The 20,056-nt window shown below is 37.7% G+C and carries 16 protein-coding genes; all 16 read right to left on the bottom strand.

The genetic code is table 11. The features are described 5' to 3' along the window. Nucleotides 1-2 precede the first annotated feature (2 nt). Nucleotides 3-1,484: a hypothetical protein gene (locus F7734_RS17305; RefSeq protein ID WP_155745849.1), complete on the bottom strand. Its 1,482-nt coding sequence runs from the start codon at nucleotides 1,482-1,484 to the stop codon at nucleotides 3-5. A 17-nt stretch (nucleotides 1,485-1,501) separates the two neighbouring features. After that, nucleotides 1,502-2,809, bottom strand: coding sequence for a hypothetical protein (locus F7734_RS17300; protein WP_155745848.1), 1,308 nt, complete (start codon nucleotides 2,807-2,809; stop codon nucleotides 1,502-1,504). A gap of 19 nt (nucleotides 2,810-2,828) precedes the next feature. Continuing rightward, nucleotides 2,829-3,659, bottom strand: a complete 831-nt coding sequence (locus tag F7734_RS17295; RefSeq protein ID WP_155745847.1) for an FkbM family methyltransferase — start codon at nucleotides 3,657-3,659, stop codon at nucleotides 2,829-2,831. 1 nt (nucleotide 3,660) lies between these two features. After that, nucleotides 3,661-4,659, bottom strand: coding sequence for a hypothetical protein (locus F7734_RS17290; protein ID WP_155745846.1), 999 nt, complete (start codon nucleotides 4,657-4,659; stop codon nucleotides 3,661-3,663). A gap of 23 nt (nucleotides 4,660-4,682) precedes the next feature. Continuing rightward, nucleotides 4,683-5,921: a glycosyltransferase gene (locus F7734_RS17285; RefSeq protein WP_155745845.1), complete on the bottom strand. Its 1,239-nt coding sequence runs from the start codon at nucleotides 5,919-5,921 to the stop codon at nucleotides 4,683-4,685. After that, complete coding sequence (locus tag F7734_RS17280; protein WP_155745844.1) at nucleotides 5,922-6,911, bottom strand: glycosyltransferase; 990 nt, start codon at nucleotides 6,909-6,911, stop codon at nucleotides 5,922-5,924. A 127-nt stretch (nucleotides 6,912-7,038) separates the two neighbouring features. Continuing rightward, nucleotides 7,039-8,205 (bottom strand): glycosyltransferase, encoded by a 1,167-nt coding sequence (locus F7734_RS17275; RefSeq protein ID WP_155745843.1) that lies wholly within the window; start codon nucleotides 8,203-8,205, stop codon nucleotides 7,039-7,041. A gap of 250 nt (nucleotides 8,206-8,455) precedes the next feature. Then, on the bottom strand, nucleotides 8,456-9,424 hold the full coding sequence (locus F7734_RS17270) for a glycosyltransferase family 2 protein (protein ID WP_155745842.1): 969 nt from the start codon (nucleotides 9,422-9,424) through the stop codon (nucleotides 8,456-8,458). Nucleotides 9,425-9,468: 44 nt separating this feature from the next. Continuing rightward, nucleotides 9,469-10,446, bottom strand: a complete 978-nt coding sequence (locus F7734_RS17265) for a hypothetical protein (RefSeq protein WP_155745841.1) — start codon at nucleotides 10,444-10,446, stop codon at nucleotides 9,469-9,471. Nucleotides 10,447-10,667: 221 nt separating this feature from the next. After that, the gene (locus F7734_RS17260) at nucleotides 10,668-11,570 is read right to left on the bottom strand and encodes a glycosyltransferase (RefSeq protein WP_243146930.1); all 903 of its coding nucleotides are present in this window, start codon (nucleotides 11,568-11,570) and stop codon (nucleotides 10,668-10,670) included. Between the two features lies 1 nt (nucleotide 11,571). Beyond that, nucleotides 11,572-12,732 carry a glycosyltransferase gene (locus tag F7734_RS17255; RefSeq protein ID WP_155745839.1) on the bottom strand — a complete coding sequence of 387 codons (1,161 nt, stop codon included), beginning with the start codon at nucleotides 12,730-12,732 and terminating at the stop codon, nucleotides 11,572-11,574. A gap of 417 nt (nucleotides 12,733-13,149) precedes the next feature. Beyond that, the gene (locus tag F7734_RS62050) at nucleotides 13,150-14,724 is read right to left on the bottom strand and encodes a glycosyltransferase (RefSeq protein ID WP_207714127.1); all 1,575 of its coding nucleotides are present in this window, start codon (nucleotides 14,722-14,724) and stop codon (nucleotides 13,150-13,152) included. A 108-nt stretch (nucleotides 14,725-14,832) separates the two neighbouring features. Then, nucleotides 14,833-15,975 carry a glycosyltransferase gene (locus F7734_RS17240; RefSeq protein ID WP_155745838.1) on the bottom strand — a complete coding sequence of 381 codons (1,143 nt, stop codon included), beginning with the start codon at nucleotides 15,973-15,975 and terminating at the stop codon, nucleotides 14,833-14,835. Between the two features lie 307 nt (nucleotides 15,976-16,282). Then, nucleotides 16,283-17,629, bottom strand: coding sequence for an FAD-dependent oxidoreductase (locus tag F7734_RS17235; RefSeq protein WP_207714126.1), 1,347 nt, complete (start codon nucleotides 17,627-17,629; stop codon nucleotides 16,283-16,285). 386 nt (nucleotides 17,630-18,015) lie between these two features. Further along, nucleotides 18,016-18,792: a class I SAM-dependent methyltransferase gene (locus tag F7734_RS17230; RefSeq protein WP_155745837.1), complete on the bottom strand. Its 777-nt coding sequence runs from the start codon at nucleotides 18,790-18,792 to the stop codon at nucleotides 18,016-18,018. Between the two features lie 28 nt (nucleotides 18,793-18,820). Then, entirely contained in the window at nucleotides 18,821-20,053 is a 1,233-nt protein-coding gene (locus F7734_RS17225) for an ABC transporter ATP-binding protein (protein WP_166481964.1), read from the bottom strand. Between the last annotated feature and the right edge of the window lie 3 nt (nucleotides 20,054-20,056).

Here is a 20,056-nt window from a genome sequence, read left to right as displayed (position 1 = left end):
GGTTATGCTTTATGAGTTAAAACTGGCTGACTGGGCATCTTATAGGTTTTCATCAGAAACACCACAATGCCACCAAGTGCTACACTAGACTGAAACAAAGCTGAAACATAGACACCTGCTGTCCATTCTGATTGAAAGGCAAAGGTCATTATCAGTACAGCAAACAAAGAGCGATCTGAAAGAATTGGTGTGTTGAGACACCAGCGAGTTGACTGCCCGTAGACTACCCCTAAAACAATAGCAAGCCCTGCACAGCCAAGTACTCCAAAATTAGCATAGGACTCAGCCAGTAATCCCCAACCTATGGTTGTGGTGAGAGTTTGTTCGCGGGTTTGAATTCCGTAGTGAATATTTAACAAGTACGTTCCTTCATGCGTCCAGATTTTGTTGGTATTTAGAATGCGAGGAACGATCACTTGTGGTAAAATTTCGTAGGTTTTTCCATCTAAAAAAGGTACCCGATCGGGACTTTGATCCTGAGTCAGAAGCAGCATATGAATGACGCTGGAACGCTCTAAAAATGAAGCTTCTTGTTGTTGTGACTGAGGTGAACTATTCTCCTTGCCTACATTTTCCAATGAGTAACCAACCCATTCAGCAAACCAACTGGGGTAGTCCCAAGGTTGAACAGAAACTTGCCCCCAATATTTAGCTCGCATCTCGTCTTTACCAGTATGCAATAGTGACAGGCAAATCAAAATAATTAAAATAGGCAAAACAGGTATTTTTTTGCTTCCAATGATAAAGGCAAGTGTTGCTATCAAAAATGTAGAAGCTGAGGCGACTAACAACAAACTAGCTGCGTTGGACACCATATGAGCAATCAGCAAAACTAGAAACCATTGAGCTTGTCCTTTGGCTAGCTTTTGAGTTCCTAAATTGTAGGCAAGTACAAAGGTAGACAGAGCAGTTAATCCTAGAATTACGCCCCGAAGAATAGCGAATACACCTCCATCAAGGACAAGCCAGCCCCCAAGAAAATTCATATTGAATAAAACGCCAGCTGCCAAAACCCATAAGAAAAACCCATCACCCTTCTGACTATTTATGGTGCGATAGGACTGAGGTGGCAAAGGCGCAGATTTAACATATTGAAACCAGATAAAAGTTCCGATCCCTAAAAAACCTACGACTGTGTAACTAGCAAATAAGTGGTTTTCAGGAGAGTAAGTTATTACTATAGGATGTTTACCGATCAAAGGTAAGGCATGAGTCCAAGTAAAGGTTAGGGCAAACAACGGGAAAATGGGTATTCCTAAGGCACGACCCGAGCACCATAGATAGGTTGGTACTAGAGCCGCTACAGTGATTAAAATAGCCCCAAAATGAGTTGCAAAGGAGTTAGTCTCAGTCCAAAACAATTCAAACACAAATAGCCCTAAAGCAATTAGCCAAAATACTTTTAGTAATTGCCGACGTTCCTGCCGTGCATGGGCAGATGAAGAAGCTAACTCTTTGGAAGTGAGTTCTAAATAATGGGTCATGATGGTTGACTTGAAATCTAAGTCGAAAGATATTTGTCAAATATGGCACACTGTTGACGAGTCATTTCCCTGGCTGTATAAGGTTGAAAGGCATTCCAGTTGGTTTTTGGCTGATATCCTTTGGGTAAAGACAGAAGTGTACGGAGTTGAAACGTTACTGCAGGTAGTAAGTCACTTGGTTGGTTTTCTGAAGCAAAGGTTACAGCCTGACCCGCCTGACAACTTTGCAAAATGTCCACAACAGAGCTGTGTTTGTGGAAGATTGCCAAGATAGGTTTACGGGCTAAAATGCAGGGATAAAGCTTAGAAGCTGTATATCCAGGGTCATTGGAACCAATTAGCAAGATAGCATCACTATCAGCAAGTACCTTCAGCGCTTCAAAATAGGGAATGCGATCGGTATATTCTGTCACTAAATCGGCTACTCCTAACTCTTGGGCAATTGGTTCTATGGTTTTTACAGCTCGATCTTTCGGAGCATAACTGGTGCCAATAAAGTGTAACCGAACTGCTTGCCATTGTTCGGGGTTACGTTGACGTTCTAACTGTATGCCTAAGAATAAAATTCTTAGTGCCAGTGCCATATCATTGCCACCTCTGCCCACGTAAACCCAGTGGCGCTTACCATCATTAGGGTCAAAAATGGTTTGCTGAATGTTGAGGGAGGGTAGTTGCTCGAAATCGGCTTCAGGCGCACCAAAAGGCAAAACTGTAAACTGGTCTGGACGCAATTGAGGATAACGATGTTGTAGTGTTTGTGGATATGCTGGTGAAACGCTAATTACATGACTAACCTTACTTAGAGTTTTAGGTTCCAGCAGTTTTGCCTGAAGTTGAGAATACCCGTACTTCCAACGTCCTCCTGGTGGAGGTGCTGCACCGGGCTGTTTGTAGTAATCACTCAACCAAGGGTCTTGGAAATCTAGGACATAAGGAATACCAAAACGCTTGTACCACATGAAACCCAGAGTCATTGTAATAAATACGGTACTTGAGAAGTAAATCAGATCGAACTTATTTTGATGGAGGAGGCGATCGCCTGCTTTTAGCAAATAAGGAAAACATCGCAGTCCTAGAGTGCTCATACCAATACGCCGAGTCAGCTGGATGGGCAACGCTTTTGTATAAGTGACTGGGATATGAGAAGGAACTGTTTTTACCAACAGAGAGTCTTGGACTCCTTCAATGCAGTCTGGCCAAACAGTCAACACGTGAGGCTCCCAACCAAACTCTTTGAAGTAGGGCAAAGACATTCGTACTCGTTGGTGGTCAGCAGCGTTAACTGGTGGAAAGTGAGGGCTGACAATTAAAACTTGATGGCTCAAGATAAAGTTTCCTACCTATTTAGTTAGCTAAAAAAAGTCCGTTGGTGTGGCTGGGTAATTCATCAGGAATGTAGAGTTGGTTATTTTTCAAGAGATAACAGCGATAGCCAAATGTACTCAAATACTCTATAATTCGTTGACCATTACTACCATCTAATTCTCCATATATCGCTTTGATCCGATGCTCTTTGAGTAACACTTCTGCTCCTTGTAACGCTGGAATTTCAAAGCCTTCTACATCTAAAATCCATAAATTTACAGTTTCAATAGAACGTGCTGCTAATTCATCTGTTAAACGTACAATATGAATAGCTTCACCTTCATTTTCAGATACTTGATTCCAGGCACCATGTCCATAGTTAGCTCCTATACTTTTAAGACATAATTGGGCAGTAGAAGCACCAAGACCTACTCGGAGAATTTCTACAGGTAAATGTGTATGCTCAGATAAACATTCTTCAAGCCAATTAGCTGCTTCTTGTCCAGGTTCAAATGCTAGTATTTTGCCTTGTGGTACCCACTGCGCTATGTACATTAACATTTGACCAATATTTGCTCCCGAATCTACAATAATGCCATCTGACGCGAGAAATTTCCTAGCCCAGTTAATAAATGATGCGCCTTCATATTTGCCATAAACAATCCATCTATGAGTTGGGTTTGCTAAGTTAAGTTTCCAAGGAATGCCTGCTCCAGTTTTTACCCAACGTATACCTTGTGATACAAGCGCTTTACCAAAAAGGCGCTCACAAATTCCTAGCTTATGAGGAAAATCAATGGCTTGTAACCATAAGAGAGGAAATGGAAGGGAGTAAAAGTTTTTAACTTGAGGACAAATTTCTTGAGTCATTTTAATTTAGAAGTTTTTGCTTTAATTGCTTTCCCATTCGCTTCCACCAACGATTTTTTTTAAGAGCTTCTTTGGCACTACTCCAATCTACTAAGCTGTCATTAACATCATGAACTCCTCGCTGAGCTTCAGGAATATCTCCAGATTCTACTCTTTGAATCAGTTCAGGAAGGCAGTCATAAAAATTTTTTGAACGATAGGGAGGGTGAAGTGACCACATTCCAGTTTGTTTTCCTAAAAATTCAATTCGATATAAAGAGTTCTCTAGCATTGCTTCGGTAAAAATCTTTTCTGGTAAATTGTAAGGATAATTACCTTCTACTAAAGCTTTGATAATACCGCGTATAGGCGCATATTTGAGAGGAAGCTTCTTAACTAGAGATGTAAATCGATTTCTATCTAATAGAAAATAGCGAGAACTCAAAGAAGAAAAGCGAAAAGCAGGCGAGTCATAAGGTTCTGTTTCTGCAACTTGCGATCGCAATTGACCATCAGCAGTTGGTGGACCTGGAAGCGGACCACACACTAAAACATTAGGACGTTGATTTAATAAGTCAATAGCTTCAGCAATCCATGTAGAACTTCCTCCTCCAAACATTAAATCGGAATCAAGATGAAATATGTAATTGTGTTGAGCAGAATATAAACCAAAAAAATAAGAGTAGAAGGGACCACCTCGAAAGTCTTTAGGTGGAATAGGAAGTCCACCAAAAAACATATCACTTACATTAGCAACGACTTTTGGGGAATAGTCAACTTCTTTTAAATGTACATGAGGATACTGAGTACAGCATTCTTGGATCAAATTTTGAATTTTTGGTAGTCTTTCTTGCCAACCTTCAGAAAAACGTCCAGGGCTACGATGTAAATCTAACGTTAGTAATATTTCATCTACTTGTTGAGCTAATTGTCTTAGCTGATGAGGTAATGTATATTTGGCATGAAGCCAGTCACTAGGGGCTAGATTGATTTGTAAAGTTACGCCATGATTAGAGCGCATATTGTTTGAGTTTTTAAATAACCTTATTTACTATTATTAATTATTGCAATCTCAGATAATTTTACAAGTTTTTGTGCTTCTATCTCCCAACAAAACTGTTTTTTAGATGCTAGTAGAGCCGCATCTTTAGCCGATTTCAATTTTTCAGGAAATTCTAACAATTCGTTTAGAGCTTGTGCTAGAGATAAAGGATTATTACTGGGAACTAATCGACCAATTGCGGGCTGTTGGGAGAATATTTCGCGTTGACCAACTGTGTCAGTAGCAATCACTGCTAGACCAGCTTGTAAATATTGAAATAGTTTATTCGTTACTGTAAAATCTCTGCTCGGAATATCTGTGCATTCTAAAGCTAACCCAATATCATGCTCGGTAATACGAGATAGTAATTCAGCATTACAGACAGTGGGGTGAATAAATAGGTAATCACGCCACTCATCTGGAATTAACGATTCTAATTCTTGATGATAGCTATCAGGGTACTTGCCCCGAAGATGAATTTCTACACGTATTTTTAGGTACTGTAAAGCATGAAAGAGAGTGTCTAATCCTCGTCCCGGTCCAATTGTTTGAGAAAACCAGTGAATAGATAGTAGGTTAGGATTGTGGCGATCGCGCTTTTGATAATCAATTTGTTGCCGTTCGAACCAGGGAAACGTGTTATAAATAACAGTTGGTTTTGGTGCTTGGTAAGCTTCTGCCAAAGCCTCAGCTAGAGTATGGGAGGTCGTTAAACAGTAGGTGCAGTCACGAGCAAGGCGGCTCTCTAGAGTCTTCAGTTGAGCAATTGGTCGAACAGCACGAGCATCCGGTAAAAGGTCTTCAGAAAACCAATCTTCAAAGTCTACTCCTACACGGTAGCCTTCATCTAGTAAACAATTGCCCACCCAAAGACCTGGTTCCGAGTGAACAATCGTCAAGTCAGCACGAAATTGACGGGCAACTTTTAGCATTGCTTTTACACCGTATCCTAGTAAGGCTGGTGAGAAAGTGCCGAACCGTTTAAATTTTTCCTTAGCTACTCGGCTTTGAAGTCTGATTCCAAAGTTTTTTTGACGATAAATTGGTTGAAAGTCAATAATGGGTTCAAAGCGCCATTTTTTGTTAGTCATGAGAAGGCAATCGCGTTTCACTAACTCTGGGTCAAACCAAAAACCACGCACTGTCACATCATGACCAGTGTTAGCTAGTGCTTCTGCTTCCTTTTGAGGACGAGGAGCCATACACAAATGCCCGCTAATTAAGATAAGAATATTTGCCATCTAAGTTATGCTTTTCTGCACTTGGTTCAAAATTTCTAGGTAATGGCGGGCACACTTTTCCAAAGTTAGGTTTTCTAATATGTAGTTGCGGGGGGAAAATTGCTGAGAGTTGAGTTTTTCTAAGAACTCCCCCAACCTTATAGGAAACTCATGAATGTCTTTGAACTTGACTCCGCAGCGCTCATCCCAGTAAGGAACAGAGGTAGCAGGAATGTGTGGCATTCCCCATTTGAAACGATTAGGGTCTAAACATTCTCCTCGATCCCAAGCGAGAATGGGTATATCACTAGATAAGCATTCCTGGTAAGCAAGTCCTTGGCTCTCATGCTCACACAGAAAAATCATAGCGCGACAGCGCTTGAGAGCTTGGCGATAATCCTGCGGATGATAAAAGCCGTAACGCAGCTGTTCAAAGGAGAGTTTTTTTTGAGTCAAAATGCGACATATTGGCTCTAAGAGATCTAAGTTTCGTTGGTCGTAATTCCACATGATTTTGTTGTAAATCAAGAAATCAATTGATTTACTTTCGCTATGTGTAGAGCACCAAGTCTCAGTGTCAATTCCGACAGGCCAGATTGTGCAGCGATGACCAAAATAGGGTTTATAGACTTCATTAGCCCAGTGAGAGTGCTGGAGATATCTGACTACAGGATACTGTTCACAAAGATTGGGCCACTCACTCGGATGGGTCATTAAACCAATCCCAGCAACAATAGGATTTCGTTGATTGTAGCCGTTTAGGCATGAGAGACCCCGCCCCAAAATACCAACGCGATCGTGTTGCTGTAATTTAGGGAAAGGTAAATTAACCTCGTAAGGAATTCCTAACTTATCCAATCCCAGGCACAAATTAATAAATACTTTATCGACACCTCCAGGACGAGGAGCTCCACGGATGATGCGACGAACAATTGGGCGAACATAGCGATCTCCAGGTAGCCATCGATTTTGTTCTGATTCTCGAATGTAGTACAAGCACAGGCGGCTCATTAGTATTTAAACCTTACTTAACTGCTGGATCTCATTGATACGATACATATCCATCCGCCCTTCTGATTCTGATGCCACACATTGGTAAATTTAGATAAAAGCTCAGGGTTAGCGGAGTTATTTTGCTTCATTTTTTAAGACCTAAAGCATCACTAATTTTAGAAATACTTCTAGCAACTGTATGTTCTGCCAAAGCTCTTCTCTGAGCTTTATAACGCATATTTTTTCTTTTCTCTGAATTCTTTTCCAGTTCTCTAATTTTCTCTACCAGTTCCTCGGAAGAGTGATAAGTTTCAATTTCTTCACCTAAATCATAAAGGTGATTTAGTCCTTCTGTCCACTCAGTCAAGTAGCAAGCACCCATCATCGGGGCTTCTATGTCTCGCATTCGGGAATAGGTATCCGGTTGAGAAAAAGGATAGCGAAAACTAGGATAACGATTAATTCCCAAAGTAATCAAGCTTTCTTGAATAATTTGCGTATATTCTTGAGGATTCGGTTTGGCTTTAATAGAGTTTTGAAATTGATATTTTTTTTTCTTAGGTTGAAACTTATGCATAATTTTTTCTTTATAAGAAAGAAAACCATCTCTTTGTAGAAAATCTAATTGATTAATAAATGTTTTCAATAAGTTTTTATCTTGGAATCTTTCAATAAATTCAGTATTATTTTCTTGATTCCAACCCTCTCCACGAATTTCTAATGAGATACCGAGCTTTAGGACTTGAGCCAACAGAGCTTCTCGCTGAATATCTTGAGAACCAATGAAGCTAATACCATAATTTTCAGGATGGCAATAAGTTCGTTTATGTGGTGGAATCCAAACAGGCATTGGAGCATAGACATATCTTAAACCTGCTTGTTGATACATTTTAATTGCTTTAAATTCAGGAACCCAATGAATATCAAAACAGGAAAATTCTTTAGGAATCTTAAGAAAATTTCTAACATTGTCACAAAAAAAATTTATACAAGGTATTCCTAATAATTGAATTTCTTGTACAGCTTGTAGTTCAACTTGCTGTGGAAAAAGATAACTGAGAAAAATATCAATAGGCTTTATTTGATGTTGTTTTTTTATTGAATCAACAGTAATGTTCCATGAATGTTCACGCCATTTTTTAAGAGAATATTTATCCAAATTAACTAAACCTTTTGCCCAATCAACATCTTGAGCCTCAACCCATTCATAACCAGCTTCTGCTATTCCGTTTCTAAAATAGGTTTTCCAGAACTGATACGCAGGGATAGGGTGGTTATAAATAGATTGCTGACAAACTAAAAAGATTCGCATAGCTTAGTGTAGAAAGTTTCTATGAGATACTACGTGTAAACAGAGCATCGGTTTGAACAAGTCTTTACCCTAAAGAGGTATTAACTCCCAATGCATAGAGATAAAAACCTTTTCCAATTTCTCAGATGTTAAGGTATCGAGATGTATATTTAGCGGTTGAAGTAGTAAGTAGTTAATGGTGTTAAGTACTGTTCTAGGTAGGAGCATCTGAAGTTATTATGAGAATTTATTTTCGTTAATGTGTTTCAGTTCAAACTGAAAAATCATGATATTTTATGTTTGAACGTTTACCAAACAAAGTCAAGATATTCCGCCGCAGCCATAATAAATTTTCTGTATGCCGAAAGCCAAGATAAGTGTATAGCTTTCCTAACAACCCCGGCTCAGGAGGTTGAAAATCAGGATCTAGCTGATAAATCCAATCCACAACTTCGCAAGCCTCATGTAGATGAGTATACGCAATCCAATGAGCAAGAGACCAAAGTATTTTACAGCTTGCTTTTCGGCGGCGTGGGGTAAGCTGATCTCTTGCAGCAAGTTTACTAAGGCACTTTTTGTAAAGTGTCAAATGTTGTAAATTTGTAGCTACTGCTGTCATTCCTTGCTGAAATTGTAGTCGGGTTTGAGAATGATGACGATGACAAAAGGTAGGTTGTGGATAGACTGCAACTTTAGGATTTGCTATGGCTACCTCAATGATTAATAGACGGTCATCGCGCCAAGCGTAGTCTGGACGATGGGGAATATCTTTGAGAAATTCTCTACGAAATAGGTAAGCAGAGTAATGAGAACTATCGCACTCACCCAGTTGTTGAGCTACGAAATCATCGCAATCATTCCAGTAAACTTGCCGCAGAAGTGTTCCTTCTTGTGAATACACTTCGTAGCCTCCAACTACTACGTCTGTTTCCTGTGTTATGGTCAACTCAAACTGTCGATCAATTGCTTCAGGGCAGAGCCAGTCATCAGAGTCTAGAAAGCGTATATACTTACCTTGGGCAAAGGTAAAACCACGATTAACAGCCCAGCATTTACCCCAGTTATCCTGTCGCAGACTAATAATGTCTGGTTGAGTTTGTAGCCATTCCCAAGTGCCATCAGAACTGCCATCATCAACTACAATGATTTCAGTTTGACATTGAGTGTGGCGGCAAGACTCTATCGCTTTGGGAAGACACCAAAGGCGATTATAAGTCGGAATAATAACAGAAACATCCATTAGATTATTTACCTGACAAGCTATATGCAGCAATTACCGTCATTTTACAGACGCTCTGAAACCGCTATACGTCTAGTACCAAACAATTTTCGGTAAGCAGGTCGCAGAGTATTCTTCAAAATCTGAATACTCAACAAAGGAATGGTGCGAAACACAGTAGCCCATAGATCGGCTGCCCTAATTGGCCAACCTTCAGATCCTGCCAGTAACAACTTGAATTCCTCTCGCTTATAAGGGTATTTTGTGGTGTAATCCCCTAAAAAATGTACTATAACTGGATTAACTTCCGTAAAGGGATACCAGGCTTGATGTTTAGGGTGAGGAGCAGGAGGATTTAGCAGACGTGACTTTCCTCGCAATACATCTATGAATAATGCACCAGGACAAGCTTGGGGGTCACTCATAATAGATCCATCGTCGGGGATAGGAGTCTGGTTATGTAACGCCATAGCGATAGCCATCAATAATTCATCGTTCGGACGATTCCGCAACCGCACTAAACCAATCTCGTCGTATTGGGGTTCTAATTCACGAGCAGTACTGTAGACACGATCGCTTAGTTCACCCTTTTCTAGGTAGTAAACACCCCCATTAAACTTGGGTAAAACTGCTACTTTGAAGCGTTGACACACTCTTGCGACATCACCAAACCATTCACCTTGGGAAATTGTTCCTCCAACTACAGAAACTGCATGACCTGCAAAGCGCTCGAATACTGAGTCCAAAGAATTTACGCAGAGACAATCTGCATCAATAAAGAGAGTATGTTTAGCTGGAGCGAGTTTGTCTAAATACAACTTAGGAGAAAAGCCATAACCGTACTCCCCTGGTTGCAATTCAATAATTTCAATATCTAGCAAATCTTCAGGAAGTAAATGTTTCTGGTCAGTTGCTAATACAAATTTTATTGAACTATTTTTGTGCCACCACTTAAAAGAACGTGCAAGATTAACCGCCATCTGGATATAAATTAATTTGCCAGTTGCTATTGTTAAAACTGCTTTTGATTGATTATAAATCATTCGTTACATCTCCCAAAAGTCTTTGATTTGAATTCCATAAAAAACCCTGATTATATGAGATTACATATTGAATGAACGCAGTCGCTGCTTAATTCCGTTCATCCTTAAATTCAGATAACGTTTCATTAAAAATAAGGACTTAGTCAGGTATGATGGTGCGAGCCAATGCTTATATATCGCTATTGTTATTTTTGTAATAAAACTGTATCTATACTGACAATTTATAATATCTCCTTGATAGCTAGCATTCTTCCCCGCTGCCAAGCTTGATGAAAACGGCGCTGTCTAGGTTTCATACGCAAAAGGCGATACAAATCAATTAGTTTTCTAACCCAGGTAAAATCGACTGGTGGAGGTACCTCACCTCTGATATAATTAAGTATCGTGCAAGAGTACGAATTCCCTTCTAACCATCGAATTAAGTATTTCTCCTGTAACCTGTAGGCTGGAATCAAGTGAGTGAGCTTCAAAGCAACAAATAACCCCGTACCCAAGTTCAGATCGCGAGTTGTGCGTGCTAGATCTAAATCCCCAGCAGAAGTTAATAACTTACCTCTTCTGTCTAATAGAAGCCGTTTTTGGTTGTTATGGGTTAATTCACTATACTTCTGAGCTATAATTTTTCGGACACACATTCCTGCACCAGTTGGGATAGCTTCAAGCAAGTTCGACCACATATCTTGGTCAAATTCTTTAATTGCTAAAGCTCCCCAGTAAGGTTTTGTCCAATCTGGAGGAATCTCTTCAAACTCAGGTCTGATTTGTCCACCCCAAGCACCAAGGATGGGCCAATCTTTGCTGATTTTCGACGCAACTTCTAAATAATCTGAGTCTAAAACGTTATCATCATCAACAAAGACCAAAGTTTCAGCTACTGTTTCTTTAATACCTCTTAAACGAGCAGGCGTTAAACCTAGCTTTTCTTCACGAATATAACGAGATTGAGGATGCCAGCTTAAGTCAACTTCTGATGAAAGAAGTTTGTCACTAGCATTATCAATAAGTAAGAGTTCCCACAACTCGGTTGGTAAAGTTTGGTTCTTCAGAGCTTGTAATACTCTCTCAAGGTAATTTAGCCTTGGATTGTGAGTACAGATGATAACACTTAAAACAATATGTTGCATACTACTTCCTTTTTGTAGCATTAAGAATCATGTTGAGTAATTTTTGCACCGTCAAAGGATCAAAATTGGCTTTAGCATATTCATGTGCTTTAACGCCCATTTGTTTCCACTCGTCTTGAACTAACCATGCCCTTTCTAGAGCAGCACTGAAAGACTTAGTAGTTGGAGCTTCTGCAATGAAACCAGTTTGCGATTCTTTTATCCACTCTGTATTACCTCCAACATCAGTAACAACAGCAGGACGACCACATAGCATTGCCTCCACTAAGGCTAGAGGTGTACCTTCTGCTCTAGAAGGGAGAACTAAAATATGGTTATCTTCCCAAATTGCTCGAACATCGTTAATATGTCCCATAAATTTAATTCTGTCACCAATACCATAGTGCTGAGCTAAAGCTTCCAAGTAAGCTTGGTCAGGACCAGAACCATAAAGGCAACATTGCCAATCTCGTTGTTTCCACGTTGGAAAACTAAGGGCTTCGAGCAGTACGTCTTGACCTTTGCAAGCTGCTTCTAAGCGAGCAACACTAGCAAAACTCACTGTTGATTGTGGTGGACAGGGAACTAAACTACAATCTAGCAAGTTAACAGGATTTTGTACTATGACTGCATTAGACAAAGATTGAGCCAGTTGGCGTTCGGCTAATTTAAGGTTGTCATGTGAAACAAAAGCAACGCCAGCAGCCTGATTGAAGAATCGTTGGACTTTGTTCCTAGTAGAACTGTCAAGTGAAACCGTATCAGAGTTAAATTGACAAATAACTATGTAGGGAATCGAATTACCACTAAGTAAATGTAAAAAATCTGGAATATAGATAGCTTCATAGCTGCTACCTTGACTAATACAAATAATATCTGGATGACAATCGAAAACAGATTTATATAATGAATTAGAAAATGCTGGTGTTATAAAACAAAATTGCAATAATTTTTTGAAAACTTTAGAAAGTAAACATGGATACTTAGGGAATCGAGGTCGAGCAAGTAAGCGTGCCCCCTGATGCTGAAGCTTAGTGATTAATGGATGATTTGTAGACCAATCATAGATAGAGATAAATACCTCATGTCCTTCCTCAAGAGCTTGTGCTGCTGCTGCTGCCCATAGATACTCACTACCTCCCCAAGGATAACCAGCCATTGTTGATACAAAAGCAATTCTCATTATTTTTCAAAAACAGTAATATTTGATAAAAGTTGAAGGCACTTCTAGCGGCATTTAGAAACTATAGGAATCTAGTTGGATTCTTACTAAGAATACTACGGCTCAATTTTGAGTATACTTTAAAAAGGCACAGATTGTACTTTTGAAACCAAAATCACAGTAATTTTTCGGCAAATGAGCCATAGTTGTAAGGCTGCAGCTTTACGTCCTACAAAACGTGTGATTTATGTAAAAACTCAGCTTATGCTCGTCCAAAGTATAGATGATGTTTATGATTCATATCTTTTTCAAAAATTAACTATAAGCCTGTATTTTGTTTAAGGAAGTGATTCCTAAGTGACGAACTGAGGTATTTTATATCTTAAGTCTTGAAAACCGTAGTATCAGGCTCAAAAACTGTAATAGCTTTATTTTTCGTTAAGGACGATGTTTAATAAACTTAGCTGGTACGCCTCCCCAAACTTGATATGGAGGAATATCTTTAGTCACAACACTACCAGCAGCTACAATTGCTCCTTGTCCTATAGTCACTCCTGGAAGCACAACCACATGAGTTCCCAACCAAACATCATCTTCAATTACAATTTCTGCTCCTACAAACCCTTGTTCAATAATTGGAATGTCCCGCCTTTCATAGCAGTGATTTGCAGAAATAAGATAAGAATAAGCACCTATCTGAGAGGCTTCTCCTATAGTAATTGGATGGAATACTCCAATAAATGTATTTCTCCCAATATAAGCTCGTCTCTTCATAATAAATTTTGGATTTGCTCCCTTATCTTGACTCAGCCATAGGGTAAAATCTTGCTCTATATAACATTTCTCAGCTATTTCTATAGCTGAGAAAATTGGTCTATTACCTTCACAAAAACTAATTGTTTTATGAATAAATGTTCCTCCTCTTGCTTTTTCTTTTAACCACTTATTTAGCCTTTTTTTCCAAATGATATCTAGCAAATCTTTACGTAATTTATCATTATAGATTTTATTTTTTATAAAATTTAAAAATACTGTTTTCCCGATACTAAATATTTCCTCACTTAAAGCATACGGTTGCTGTTCTAAGCTGGCTATAGCTAATCTAGAGATAATATCTTTAGAAGACACAAGACTTTTTGCCGCTTGAATAAATGAATCAGCAAGAAGTCTATTCATTAACTCACCACCTTGATTCTGTTGTAAATGATTTGCAATTTTATAAAGTGGTTTAATCGCGCAAATATGCTTCTTTTCTCTCAACAGTTTGGCTTCACCTTGCGTACAACCAAAAAGAAGTGGAGCATTTTTATAGAAGCATTCGTCTAATGCTTGATTAATTCGGTTTTCGCGAATTGCTATTTGGGTTGTACTTTTATCATGAATCCGATATCGGACTAATGGTACATCCAAATTGGCTAATTTATAGTAATTTGTAGCAGCAACTCGTAGCCACAGGTCATAATCTTCTACATTTACACCCTGCCATTCGGATAAATGCCGATAATTACCAACTTTTAAAATAGCAGAACGTCTAAATAGAACTGATGGATGAGCAATACTGTTTTTTGTTAACATTGCATGAATAATGTCATTATGAGCAATTGGTACGTTGTATAAATCAACATCATCAAATCCTTGTGCGTTCATGTAATACATTTGGCTACCCAGGACTGCTACCTCTGGATGTACCTCCAAAAAGGCAACTTGTTTTTCTAAACGTTCAGGCAGGTTAATATCATCAGCATCGATTCGAGCACAGAATTCTGTCTGGCATTTCTCCACCATCTTCGCTAAAGAATCCCCCAAAGTTAGATGTTTTCCTGTAATGATTTGACCTGGTAAACGAGAAGGTATCCACTTTTGTAATTCTTCTAAAGTATCGTCAGTTGATCCGTTATCCCATACCAAAACTTTCCAATTTTTATATGTTTGTGCTTCAATTGATGCCAACGTTTCTGGCAAGTAGGGCATACCATTTTTTATAGGAAGTAACCATGTAACCAGCTCGCTCATAAAACTTTGCTATAATTAAAAAAAAATTACAAAAATATAACTGAATGAATAAGTAGTAAATGAAGAAATAAAATTATAACTTTCCATATGCTATTAGAGTTACTTGTTTTATTTTGAAAAAATAATTTTACTCAGTAAGTTATTCAAGTTTTTTCTATAAACTGAATCTGAATATTTCTGCTGATAAAGCAACTTATTTTCCTGAACAGCTTTTTGGTTAAACTCTTTCTTTATAAGTACTTGAGAAAGTAAGGTATTAAGCAAATTTTGTATTGTAGGTTCACCTATATCAATAATACCTTGCGAGTTATCCTCAGCAAGTTGCTGATGCCCAAAATTTGTTGAGATAATTAGAGGCGTTCCGACAGACAATGTTTCTAAAACACTCAGATCAAAGTAACTTTGACGGTTACAGTTTATAACATAATCGCAGTTATAAATCCATTGATGTGGTGAAGAACTAAAGCCAATATCGTATATACCTTCTTCACTAAGAATTTGCTTTCCTAGACCTAGTAGTATTAAATTTAAATTTTTTCTTAATTTATAAGCTTCTTGAAAAGAATTCAGTATGATATCAAAGCCTTTAATTTGATTTCTTCTTCCTATATATAGGAGATTTATTATTTCTCTATCTATAGGATACTGTCTAAGATCTTTTACTTCCCTAGCACCACTTGACAAATAGTATATTGTAGAATGAGGAGAAATTAACGAAGCATAAATTCTTGTTGTATAATGATTAGGAAATATAAGAATATCTGCTCTGGAGAAAGCATCATACTCTGCTTCTCTAGCCCATTCTACATCACCTAGGCTACATTCAGGCTGTAGTAGAGATATTTCCTCTGAAGGTAACTCAGGACAATGGCATTGTAATAATACCTTCTGTGTAGGTAGAATTAATGGTAAACAAGATTTTAGTTGCCAAACATCATGGAAATAAATAAATTTATAATTTTTAGCTTGAATCTTCTTAAAGATACGTTGGGCATTAACACACCATTCTTTAAATTTAGAAAGCCGATCTAAACCAGCAGCCTTCTTTTCAAAGGAACTCTGTTTAATGGAACTTATTAAGTTAGAAAATACTCTCTGATTAAAAGAAGAATGTAAGTCAATTGAATTCATCTCATAGTACTGAGAAGTATGACCTGACAAATTATGAGCTAAAAACCCACTTGGTCCTCCATCAGTAAGATTTAAAGGATAATTATTGAAAATTAAAACTTTATCTTCTATTATTCTCATCTTTGATTTTTTCCTTATAACTTGCTTTACCTGACAATATCAAAGTAAAACACTTTTGTATGTATAATTGCAATTTCTCATTGTAAGAACTGCATTAATGTAAAATTACTCCCTTTCCGCCATAAGATTACCGATCTTCTTCTCCTCTTTCTTCGTGCTCTTTGCGTCGAGTGCGGTTTATTTAATTAGGTAATCTTCAAGCGGGATAGGAGTAATGCAGTTCTTCGTTACTATGAATTTTCTCACAATTCAATTATGATTGCTATCTAACGAGCATTTTGATAACTAAAATAAAATTGCCATAAGATTAATATTTTTTAAAGCTCGATCCAATAATAAAGCCATCTCTAATAGAGTCTGCAATACCTTGGAAAATCCAACGTCCGTAACGACCGATTTGGTAAATATTATGCCTTTCTAACACTTTGAAAGCTTCTTGTTTCCATTGAGACTCAGGGAGAGACCATGTATAAGCAACATCTATCCACGTTGAATCAACTACCTCAGCCTCCATTATATAGCCCCAGTCTTGTAGTTCCTTAACAACCGTATTGCTATAGAGAGCGACTTCAGTATCAGTAGGCTTAGTACCACCAAGAAAAGCTCGTTCAACATAGATACTGACGCGATCTCCCTTTTGTCGCGAAGATTTTGGCAGAAAAAAGCTATCTACATTACTGTAAAAACCAACACGGTGAAAACTTGAAGTTGCATCAGGATTATATAACCAATGATCGTTAGGGCAATTTTCACCTCTAATTGCACCAATATTTAGCACTAACACTGATGTATAGGGGTCTGGAGAAGTTTCTACTATTAACCCAGTTATGTCCAGCATACGATTAAGTGGCAAAGTGGATATTAGTTTCTTATATGAGATAGTACTCCTATCTTCAAATAAAACTTCCTTTGCCTCTACATCAATTTTTACGGCTCGCTTACCATAACGGATATTGCAATGTTCTGCCATACGTTGAGCTAGAGTATTTAAGCCTTCTTCTGGATAAATAAACTGAGTATTGTAACCAATTGAAGGCACATCATTCAGGGCACCTCGAATAGCAAGAGATAAGTCTACTGGTGATTTATAGCCATCTTGGGGAGCAATTTTTTTGTAGAGTCCCGCAGTATACAACTCATGGAAGGGATTGAAAAATAGTTCAGAGAGGGTTTTACCAAAACTCTGCTCTAACCACTCTTTCATTGTGCAGAATGAGCTTTTTGGATGAGCCATTTCAGATAAAGCTTGTTCTACAATCTTAGAATTTAGGAAGCGAAGGTGATTTTGGATAGGATATGGAACATATAATTTCTTTTCTTGAAAGTAGACTGATGAACGTCTAGCGTAGCTTTTTACTGATGTTAAAGTCGTGATAAAATTTAAAACAGCTGGATCAACGCCAAAAATCCAATGCCCTCCACCAATTTCAAAATGATAAGCTTCTTGATCTTTTGGAGCTTGGTTGAGGCGTTCTTTTTCACCTGGACGTACATAGTAAGAAGCACAAATACCACCAGGACTATTAACTGCCTCGAAAACTGGGGCTCCTGAGGTTATACCAGCAGCTAGTCCAGTTATGCCACCACCTAAAATTATAGTTTCCAAACTATTCATAATCGCTCTCTTTAAACAAGAAGGATAAAATTTATACACAAACAGTAAATTAAAACTTATATGAGAGATATGCATCAAATTTGTTATCAACAGAACTTACGCAACTTCAACAGTATTTTGAGGATTTCACGTTCTGTAGATACCTCTAAACCCTTAGAAACAGCAGGTTTGTTTCATTCTCTCAAAGGCTTATAATGCCAAGGTTTATTTTTAGCGCTCCCTCTAATTTTCCTATAAAAAACTTAAACTTTGTAGGTTCAAGTTTAAGTTTACCATCAATTCTGATTCAAAAATATGCGTCAATAACATTGACAAATTCTCTCTCTTTATGAAATAAAACATTCCTGCTTACAAAGGGGGCTATACGTCAGTCCTAACCAAAAGTGTTAATCACTTAAAATATATGCTGTTTCAGAATTACAGCATTAGTTGGTCTTATTTAAAGATGGAAAATGAGTAATTATGACCGCAACTTGTTCATGGTACTGATTGTAGCACAAGTATTCATAGGTAATTTGATTTATCTTCACAAACTCCTGAAAAGCTTTAAATTCATGTTGCTGCCAACCAGGATAATTGAAGTATTCATTAAAGACTATGATTGTACCCTCTCGTATCCTATTAACAAGATAATCTAAGATTGTTTTTGTGGAGGAATACAAATCACAATCTATGTGTAAAAAAGCAATCGGCTGTTTATATTCTTCTACAAAATTCTTGAGTGTATCTTCAAATAAACCAATATGTAAACACACATTTGGATTAAAAATAGGTAGTTTCGAATGTTCTACTTTGAATGCACCTGTATCATATCCTGAACGCCAAAATTCTGGCAGTCCTTCAAAGGAATCAAAACCATGAATCTGGCAGTTAATCTTACTAGCAATATAGTTAATCGTTCCACCTTTGTAAACTCCAAATTCACAGAAAAGACCATCTATGAGAGAAACTTTTGTAAGTGCATGGTCACAAATTTCCATAAAATTAGATAAAGGTTGAGCATATGTAAGATTATGTTCTACGTAGTCAACAGTTGATTTTAAAGAATTTAAATTTAATTGATACTCAATATTTTGTGAATTTGTCTTTAAATTTATTTCATAGACTTCTTTAGGAAATGCCATGATTTTACTGCCAATATCAGAATTATTTAAAATATAGTTAATAATTTTTTTGACTATTTTTTGTATATAATATATCATTTATTTAAACTCCTTTAACTTCTTCTAGTTATCTCATTTTCCAAGAACTGTTTACTCTTAATATTCCTTTGGATTGATTTTTCTTAATGTCAAAATCATTGTCTTTTAGACAAGTAAAATACCTTAAACAATCGCTTTGTTCATAAACTTGTGTATCATCATATAAAGCTCCTTCCAGTCTGTAATGTCCGGGATTTAAAAGATTTACGGGAATTTCTATTTCTACCTCACAGGTACCTAAAGGAATGTTTTGTATTGAATCGGATGTAATTGAAGATATGACACCAATATCCTGAGAATTAAAAATTGTAAAACCAAACTTGAGATTAGAAATCTCAGCCGAAAATATTCTGACTACCAAATAGTATTTCTCATCTGAATGTAAAACTTCTGAGTCCTTGCCACAGTTGTCAAGAATACCAACATTTAAAATTTGGGGTTTATTTTTATTGATATCCTGACAATACCAAGCTTTAATAGTGCTACCTTTAAAATATTCATCAATAGCTTCATCAGCTATCCCATTAAATTTAACCAGTCCTTTATCTAAAACAATTCCCTTTTTGCATAATTTTCTCACTGCTGCCATATTATGGCTAACAAATAATACTGTTCTCCCTTCTTTATTAGTTACATCGCCCATCTTACCCAAACACTTCCTTTGAAATTGGGCATCTCCTACGGCCAAGACTTCATCCACTATAAGGATTTCGGGATTTAAATGTGCTGCAACTGCAAACGCCAATCGCACATACATCCCTGATGAGTAGCGCTTCACAGGCGTATCTAAAAACTTTTCAATTTCTGCAAATGCTACAATTTCATCAAACTTTCGCTTTATGTCAGCCTTGCTCATTCCCAGAATTGCACCGTTGAGATAGATATTTTCTCTTCCAGTTAACTCTGGATGAAAACCTGTTCCTACTTCTAATAAGCTGGCAACTCTACCCTGTATTCGGATAGAGCCACTAGTTGGTTCTGTAATTCTACTAAGAATTTTCAGTAGCGTTGATTTTCCTGCTCCATTTCGCCCAATAATACCAATTGTGTCACCCTGCTTAATCTCAAAGGAAACGTCCTTCAGCGCCCAAAACTCCTCCTTAGAATTTTGGATTTGAGAGTTTGTCTTTTGAAATGGGTTTAACAAAGCCTTGGCGCGATTGGCAATCACATCTCGCAGTGCTGTATATCTCTCCTGCTGCTGATGCCCAATAATATACTTTTTACCTAAATTTTCAACTCTAATAACCGTATCTGACACCTG

It is taken from the genome of Scytonema sp. UIC 10036, assembly GCF_009725235.1.
The sequence above is the reverse complement of the archived record's forward strand: the minus strand, read 5'-3'. Positions and strand labels throughout refer to the sequence as shown.